Raw genomic sequence first — 2,500 nt, forward strand, 5'->3', positions numbered from 1 at the left:
TTCGGGCAAAGCCCGCAAGCGCGACTGCGCGTCGCCGGTTTTCCGGCGCCCTCGCGGAGCATAGGCCCTGTAGGGGCTGCTCATGCGTGAGCGCTGGGAATGGGCATAAGGAATGAGAACGATCAAGCCGATCGAACTATTAGTACCGGTAAGCTTCAAGCGTTGCCGCTCTTCCACACCCGGCCTATCAACGTGGTCGTCTTCCACGGTTCTCAGGGAATACTCGTTTTAAGGTGGGTTTCCCGCTTAGATGCCTTCAGCGGTTATCCCGTCCGGATATAGCTACCCTGCTATGCGGCTGGCGCCACAACAGGTCCACCAGAGATCCGTCCATCCCGGTCCTCTCGTACTAGGGACAGATCCTTTCAATATTCCTACACCCACGGCAGATAGGGACCGAACTGTCTCACGACGTTCTGAACCCAACTCACGTACCGCTTTAAATGGCGAACAGCCATACCCTTGGGACCTGCTCCAGCCCCAGGATGCGATGAGTCGACATCGAGGTGCCAAACAACCCCGTCGATATGGACTCTTGGGGGTCATCAGCCTGTTATCCCCGGCGTACCTTTTATTCGTTGAGCGATGGCCCTTCCACGCGGGACCACCGGATCACTATGACCGACTTTCGTCTCTGCTCGACTTGTCAGTCTCGCAGTCAGGCAGGCTTATGCCATTGCACTCAGCGAACGATTTCCGACCGTTCTGAGCCCACCATCGCGCGCCTCCGTTACTCTTTAGGAGGCGACCGCCCCAGTCAAACTACCCACCATACATTGTCCCGGACCCGGATAACGGGCCGCGGTTAGACATCCATAGTAATAAGGGTGGTATTTCAAGGGTGGCTCCACCTGAGCTGGCGCCCAGGTTTCAAAGCCTACCACCTATCCTACACATGCCACTACGAATGCCAATGTAAAGCTATAGTAAAGGTGCACGGGGTCTTTCCGTCTAACCGCAGGAACCCCGCATCTTCACGGGGAATTCAATTTCACTGAGTCTATGCTGGAGACAGCGGGGAAGTCGTTACGCCATTCGTGCAGGTCGGAACTTACCCGACAAGGAATTTCGCTACCTTAGGACCGTTATAGTTACGGCCGCCGTTTACTGGGGCTTCGATTCAGAGCTTGCACCCCTCCTCTTAACCTTCCAGCACCGGGCAGGCGTCAGACCCTATACGTCGTCTTGCGACTTCGCAGAGCCCTGTGTTTTTGATAAACAGTCGCTACCCCCTGGTCTGTGCCACCCTCCTCTACTTGCGTAGAAAAGGGTCACGCTTCTTCCGAAGTTACGCGTGCAATTTGCCGAGTTCCTTCAGCATAGTTCTCTCAAGCGCCTTGGTATACTCTACCAGACCACCAGTGTCGGTTTCGGGTACGGTTTATAAGGAGGAGCTATTTCCTGGAACCACGCAGCAGCCCGTTCAATCCGATAAGATTGGACTACCTCAATGATCCGTCACTACCTCCAAGCCCACGAATATTAACGTGGTTCCCATCGACTACGCGTTTCCGCCTCGTCTTAGGGGCCGGCTAACCCTGCTCAGATTAGCTTTAAGCAGGAACCCTTGGTCTTTCGGCGGGGGAGTCTCTCACTCCCCTTACGTTACTCATGTCAGCATTCGCACTTCTGATACCTCCACCACCCCTCACGGGTATGGCTTCATCAGCTTACAGAACGCTCCGCTACCGCTCGTATTGCTACGAACCCTAAGCTTCGGTGTATGGCTTTAGCCCCGTTACATTTTCGGCGCAAAGACCCTTATTTAGACCAGTGAGCTGTTACGCTTTCTTTAAATGATGGCTGCTTCTAAGCCAACATCCTGGTTGTTTTGGGATCCTCACATCCTTTCCCACTTAGCCATAACTTGGGGACCTTAGCTGTAGGTCAGGGTTGTTTCCCTTTTCACGACGGACGTTAGCACCCGCCGTGTGTCTGCCGACTAGTACTCCCAGGTATTCGGAGTTTGGTTAGGTTTGGTAATCCGGTGAGGACCCCTAGCCCATCCAGTGCTCTACCCCCTGGGGTATTCGGTCGACGCTCTACCTAAATAGATTTCGCGGAGAACCAGCTATTTCCGAGTTTGATTGGCCTTTCACCCCTAGCCACAAGTCATCCCGAACTATTGCAACAGTTATGGGTTCGGTCCTCCAGTAAGTGTTACCTTACCTTCAACCTGCTCATGGCTAGATCACTCGGTTTCGGGTCTAATGCGACGAACTGAACGCCCTATTCAGACTCGCTTTCGCTGCGCCTACACCTAGCGGTTTAAGCTTGCTCGTCACACTAAGTCGCTGACCCATTATACAAAAGGTACGTGGTCACCCAGGACGAACCTTGGGCTTCCACTGTTTGTAGGCAATCGGTTTCAGGTACTCTTTCACTCCCCTTGTCGGGGTGCTTTTCACCTTTCCCTCACGGTACTAGTTCGCTATCGGTCATGCACGAGTACTTAGGCTTGGAGGGTGGTCCCCCCAATTTCAGACAGGATTTCACGTGT

Annotated in this window: 1 rRNA gene (cut by a window edge); it reads right to left on the reverse strand. The window is 53.8% G+C overall.

Annotation, left to right across the window (positions count from 1 at the left end):
* Positions 1-118 precede the first annotated feature (118 nt).
* A 23S ribosomal RNA gene (locus tag B5V02_RS37085) occupies positions 119-2,500 on the reverse strand (it continues 424 nt past the right edge of the window).

This window comes from Mesorhizobium kowhaii (assembly GCF_003253745.1).
GTDB classification, from domain to species: Bacteria; Pseudomonadota; Alphaproteobacteria; order Rhizobiales; family Rhizobiaceae; genus Mesorhizobium; species Mesorhizobium kowhaii.